We start from the raw sequence: 5,480 nt of genomic DNA, 5'->3' as shown, positions 1-5,480 counted from the left end.
GTCCACTGTTGCTGGGTAAGATCACACTACCCCGAGCGAGCGGCTAAGGTAATGAGCTTGATTCGCCAATGCCGAAGCGGCAAAAACTACGATGCACAATTTGGTAAACGCTTCCGTGGTGAAGGTGTCTTTGCTGACTTGATCGCCCAGCGCTTTAATCGCGCCAGCCGCCAGTGGAACATGCAGCCACGCACCGAACAGGGCCTGAATACCCGCGACTTTCGACCACCACGGGCGCAAGGGGATTTATTCTATTAGCACGCGCGCTTAAACAGGCAGAAGTGCTTTTTGCCTTTTTGTACGACCCAATAGGTATCAAATAACGCGAAGCTTTCCTCCAAGCGGGTTTGTACAGCCCGTTCGCCGTTCAGGCGCACTGCCCCCTGCTCAATCAGCTCACGAGCTTGGCGTTTAGAGCCAACTAAACCTCCTTTGACGAGTACGCTATCTAACGGCTCTTCTGGCGATATCTGGATACATGGCAAACCATCTAGTGCTAGTTGCTCAAGTTCATGCTGCGTTAGCGTGGCTACGTTGCCGCTGAAGAGCACTTGAGAAATGCGCTGTGCGGTTTTTAGCCCTTCATTACCATGAACGAAACGAGTGACCGCTTCCGCCAGTATCATTTGTGCCTGGGGCTTACCTGCCACGGCTCGATCATTGGCTTCAATCTTGTCAATCTCATCGCAGCTAATAAAGGTGTAGTAGCGTAAAAAACGGTAGACGTCGCTGTCATCAGTGTTTAGCCAAAACTGGTAGAAGTTATAGGGCGACGTTTGCGCTGGATCGAGCCATACAGTGCCACTTTCGGTTTTGCCGAACTTGGTACCGTCTGACTTGGTAATAAGCGGCAGCGTCATCCCCATGACCTGCCCACCATTGAGACGGCGGGTTAAATCGATACCGCTGACAATATTGCCCCACTGATCGTTACCGCCAATCTGCAAACTGCAGCCCAGCGTGCGGTTTAAATAGGCAAAATCGTAGGATTGCAGTAGTGCGTAGCTAAACTCGGTGAACGACATTCCCTGGTCGGGGCGCTCTAGCCGCTGTTTGACCGATTCCCGATTAATCATGGCATTCATGGAAAAGTGCTTGCCCACATCACGGAAGAACTCGATCACATTGATTCCGCTCATCCATTCTGCGTTGTTGACTACCTTAAACGGCGCCTCTAAATGCGCAGCCATCAGCCAGTAGATCTGCTCTTCTAGCGACTTCACCCAGCCTTTAACGGTGTCAGGAGAGTTTAGCGATCGCTCGGTGGCTTTGAAACTAGGGTCGCCAATCATGCCTGTCGCGCCGCCAACCAAGGCAATGCCCTGGTGCCCGGCATCCTGAAAGCGCTTAAGCATCAATAGTGGCACTAGATGCCCAATGTGTAGGCTGCCCGCCGTCGGGTCGAAGCCACAATAGATGGTTTGCGGGGTGCTGAGCAGCTCGTTGAGCGCCTGCCGCTCATGCGTCGACTGCGCAACCAGCCCACGTTGCTTCAGATCCTGCAATAATGCCGTAGCGTCCATGATGCTGCCCCTTTGCAATTAATTAATAGCATTAGGCTAAGGGGCACCTAGATAAAGTACGATATCCCTATAGGGACAAATAGCGATAATAGAGATAAAGGCATTGGTCAGCGGTAGTCAGGCCTAGCTGACGCCGCCACGATATGATTGAGAAACAGGCCGAATAGCTCACTCAGTGAGGTAACGCCCAACTGGGCATAAATGCGTTTGCGGTGATTCTTAACCGTACCGAGGCCTATCGCTAAGTATTCAGCAATCTCCTGGCTATCCATCCCCTGTACCATCAATGCAGCAACCTGCTGCTCTCTTGGAGTTAGTAGTGCTTTCCCAAAGCTTTCGACGGATTGGCGCAGCGTTGCCGCTATGTCACTATTTACTGTCGTGCTAGCAAGATGAAATGGTACTTGCCAATGCTGCTTGCAAAGTGCGGAGAGCACACCCAGGTAACCGGTTAGCCGAGCGCGATCGGCACATGTAAAGCCAGTGTGCTGAGTTTCCGGACCGCTTAATTTCCCCAGGTATATCACCAACCAATCCTCACCACCCAGTTGCAAGATAATGCATACCTCATCCTGCCAGCCCGTTTGCTGATTAAAACCTTGCTGATAAGTATCGCTAACGCGCTTAAATAGAGAGGTGTCTTCGATGCTAAAAACGCCTTGCTCTTGTTGCTGGGCAAGCAGTAGCAAAAATGGGTCTTCCTGATAGGCATCCATCAAATAACGCTGGAACAGTAGTTCGCGCTGCTCCGGTAGGGAGTCGAACAGATAAATAGGGTGTTTAGCGGGTCGGTAGCCCACTATAACAGTACAGTCGAAGGTAACTAATGTACGCAGAAGCTTGGTAAAATGTGAGGTAAAGTGGATAGTGCGCAACGTACTGATGGCACCTGCGAGCGCTTGGTTAATAAGCTCGTTCGAAAACGTTATTTCCTGACTATGCACCGAGCTATCATTTGCCATTACCATCGCCACCCCGCCGCTATGCTGGCTTCATCGTTTTACCGCTATTTTGCGCTTCAACAGGAGATTGCATGACCACCGCTTTAAGCAAAACCAAGTCGAGTTTTTACCGCCGTCTATATGTAGCGTACTTAATTGAGCAAGGTATCGCGAGCGTGCCCGCATTAATTGAGGCCACCGGTATGCCTCGTCGTACCGCGCAGGATACTATCACCTCACTTGCGGAGCTGGATATCGAGTGCGTATTCGAGAAAGGCGAAGGTGAGCGCCATAATATTGGCCACTACCAGATACGTGACTGGGGGGCGATAGATCCTCGCTGGGTTGCTGCTCATGCGGAACGGCTAAAGCAGTCTCTTGGTTACGCTTAAACACTGACTCATTGTTCCTGCTCTGACCATGCTAATCGTGCGGCGTTAAGCGTCACGCTGAGCGAGCTTATTGCCATGGCGAGTACTGCGATCAACGGTGGTATGGCCATGACAACGACCACGCCAAGTGCCAGGGTGTTATAGAGTGCCGAGAAGAAAAGATTTTGCTCCATAACGCGCCGCGTACGCTTGGCAATGCTAAGCAATTTCACTACCCCACCAATCCCTGGCGTCATGAGCTGGGCGGATGCTCCCTCGCGGGCAGCTTCGCTGGCACTCAGTGGGGCAATGCCAGCGTCTGCTGCCGCCAAGCTTAGCGTATCGTTTACGCCATCTCCCACAAACAGTGTTGGCGATGGTAACCCGCGTAATAGCCGTGCCTTGGCTTCCGGAGAGCGCTGGGCATAGCAAGCTTCGCGCACCAGACCAACACGCTCACCTACCCAACTAACCGCGCCCTGACGATCACCACTGATCATTGCAACCAGATAACCTGACCCTAGCAGGCGCTTCACGCTTAGCTCTGCATCGTCTACGGGTTGATCGGTTAGGTAGAACGTCGCCAGCCAGCCTGACTCATCCGCCAGTATTACCTGGGAAGCAAAAGCTAGCGTGGCCTCTTCCGCTTGGGAAGGAACATCAACCTGCTGTCGTGTCAGCCAACCGGCGCTGCCTATCATCAGACATTCACCGTTTACAAGGCGAACACGGCGTCCTTCCCCGGGGAATTCATCAACATCTTCTATGCAAGGCTGAGAGCTTTGTTCATCTTGGCCACCAGACCAGCGCGCCAATGCTTGCGCTAACGGATGTTCGCTCCCGGCAACGGCATTAGTTAGCTTGTGCTGCAACGTGTGTTCATCAATGCCAGCCCGCGATTGCCAGTGCAGTACCGCATGGCATCCTGTCGTTAAGGTTCCGGTTTTATCAAGCGCCACTGAACGAATACGCGCCAAGATTTCTAGCGCGGCGGGGTCACGCAGCGCAATACCTTGTTGCATAGCCTGACCGCTACCGGCAAGACTAGCCAAAGGCACCGCCAGCCCAACGGCACAGGGGCATGCCACCACGAGCACTGAGAGAGCACGCACCAATGCATCCTCCCAGCCCAATCCAACGAGTAGCGCACCAAGCAGCGTCACTAGCGAGAGCACAAGTGCCAAAGGACTTAACCAGGCGGCAAAACGGTCGGCTAGTTTCTGCAGTTGCCCTTTTTGGGCCTGATAGCGGCGCATTTCATGACGCAGTCGATCCAATCGGCGTTTACCAACCCCTGCAGTGACCTGCATTATCAGTGGTGTCGTGCCTAGGTAGCGACAGCCGGCATACACTCTCTGCCCTGCATTGAAGTGACGTGGCAAGCTTTCACCGGTCAGTGAGGCGGTATCAATCCAACCGGGAGCATCAAGAATGCCATCTAGCGTCACTAACTCCCCCGGCGCTAGCTTAACGCGCGTACCCGCGGCCACATCATTAATAGGAAGTAAGACCCAGGCCCCCTTTTGCCAAGCGCTTATAGCCGCATCTGGCAATGCCAGTGCATCCAGCGCTTTCAGCCCACGGTGGCGGCACAGCGTTTCTACCAGTCGCCCAACGAGCAACAACACAATCAGCATAACCGCCGTATCGAAATACACCTCCGACGAGCCGCGCCACAACAACCCAATCGACACACTCACTGCACCGATCGCGCCAAGGCTAACCAGCACATCCATCCCTGGGCGTTTGGCAAGTAACGTGCGCCAGCCTGCTCGGTAAAACGGCAAGCCCGAATACACCACTATGGGTAGCGCAAAGGCACCCGATATCCACGCCACCACTTGCTCTATCGATGCGCTCGGTAGCGCTCCCACATAAATAAGCAGTGATGCCAACATGGTCCACATACCGAATACGGCGCCTACTAACAACCGCAAGGTAAGGTAGCGGCTCTCCTGCTCAAGACGATCATGGGCATCATCGACGGCTTCTAATTCAGTTAGCCGATAACCCAGCCGTTTGACTACCGGCGCAAGCTCCGTCAGATCGACAGCCTCTCGCGCACCTTTCACCCACACGGTTGCCGTGGGGTAGTGGACGCTAACGTCGATGACCCCAGGCAGACGTGCTAGCGCCCCCTCTACTGCCAGAGCACAGCTGGTACACCACATACCATGCAGGGTATAGAGGGGTGTGTCATGGCTAGATGTTTTATCGTCTTCTGGCATCGAGCTAACGTGGGCGTTATGACTTATAGGCAAGGCGGCACACTGATAATCGGCATACCCGCAAACACCACACCGAAAGCGGAAAACAAATATAGCCATGCCGAGACAGTGGCATGAAAGCGCTGGCGACCTTGATGCTGCTTCGCCACTTGGCAACTCCCCCAGGCAAGCGCCGCAAGCCCTACGGCAGTAATGAGACTAACACCACCTAGCGCGGCATTAAGACCTGTAAGCGCTCCCGCTTCTGGCGATGGTGGCGCCACCGCACAGGCTACTGAAAGGCCGCTATAAACCGCCACAAACCATAGGCTCCATAGCGTTAGTCCGATAATTAAGTGGATGGGATGAGTAAAATGTAGTAGTACCATCACCATTATCCTCCTATCACCCGAGGCAGTATCGCCAACGCCCCGACTA

Annotated in this window: 5 protein-coding genes and 1 pseudogene; 2 read left to right on the top strand and 4 right to left on the bottom strand. The window is 53.6% G+C overall.

Going from position 1 to position 5,480, the window contains the following annotated elements; genetic code table 11:
• Window positions 1–258 (top strand): annotated as a pseudogene (locus tag INT22_RS13760) (PA0069 family radical SAM protein); the annotation flags it as partial.
• Here INT22_RS13760 and tyrS read toward each other — a convergent pair.
• The gene (gene tyrS, locus INT22_RS13755; protein ID WP_193060514.1) at window positions 255–1,523 is read right to left on the bottom strand and encodes a tyrosine--tRNA ligase; all 1,269 of its coding nucleotides are present in this window, start codon (window positions 1,521–1,523) and stop codon (window positions 255–257) included. The pseudogene INT22_RS13760 and the gene tyrS overlap by 4 nt on opposite strands.
• 107 nt (window positions 1,524–1,630) lie before the next feature.
• On the bottom strand, window positions 1,631–2,485 hold the full coding sequence (locus INT22_RS13750; protein WP_193060513.1) for a LuxR C-terminal-related transcriptional regulator: 855 nt from the start codon (window positions 2,483–2,485) through the stop codon (window positions 1,631–1,633).
• A gap of 71 nt (window positions 2,486–2,556) precedes the next feature.
• On the opposite strand from INT22_RS13750, the gene INT22_RS13745 reads away from it, so the two are divergent.
• On the top strand, window positions 2,557–2,856 hold the full coding sequence (locus INT22_RS13745) for a winged helix-turn-helix domain-containing protein (protein WP_193060512.1): 300 nt from the start codon (window positions 2,557–2,559) through the stop codon (window positions 2,854–2,856).
• An 8-nt stretch (window positions 2,857–2,864) separates the two neighbouring features.
• Here the strand turns inward: INT22_RS13745 and INT22_RS13740 are convergent, their stop codons facing one another.
• Window positions 2,865–5,063, bottom strand: coding sequence for a heavy metal translocating P-type ATPase (locus tag INT22_RS13740; protein ID WP_193060511.1), 2,199 nt, complete (start codon window positions 5,061–5,063; stop codon window positions 2,865–2,867).
• A 23-nt stretch (window positions 5,064–5,086) separates the two neighbouring features.
• A partial coding sequence (locus INT22_RS13735; protein WP_226912728.1) for a hypothetical protein occupies window positions 5,087–5,480 on the bottom strand: 394 nt, incomplete at its 5' end.

Source organism: Halomonas sp. 3D7M (assembly GCF_014897885.1).
Lineage (GTDB): Bacteria > Pseudomonadota > Gammaproteobacteria > Pseudomonadales > Halomonadaceae > Vreelandella.
Note: the sequence above shows the minus strand (reverse complement) of the source record. Positions and strands in the feature narration are given on the sequence as shown.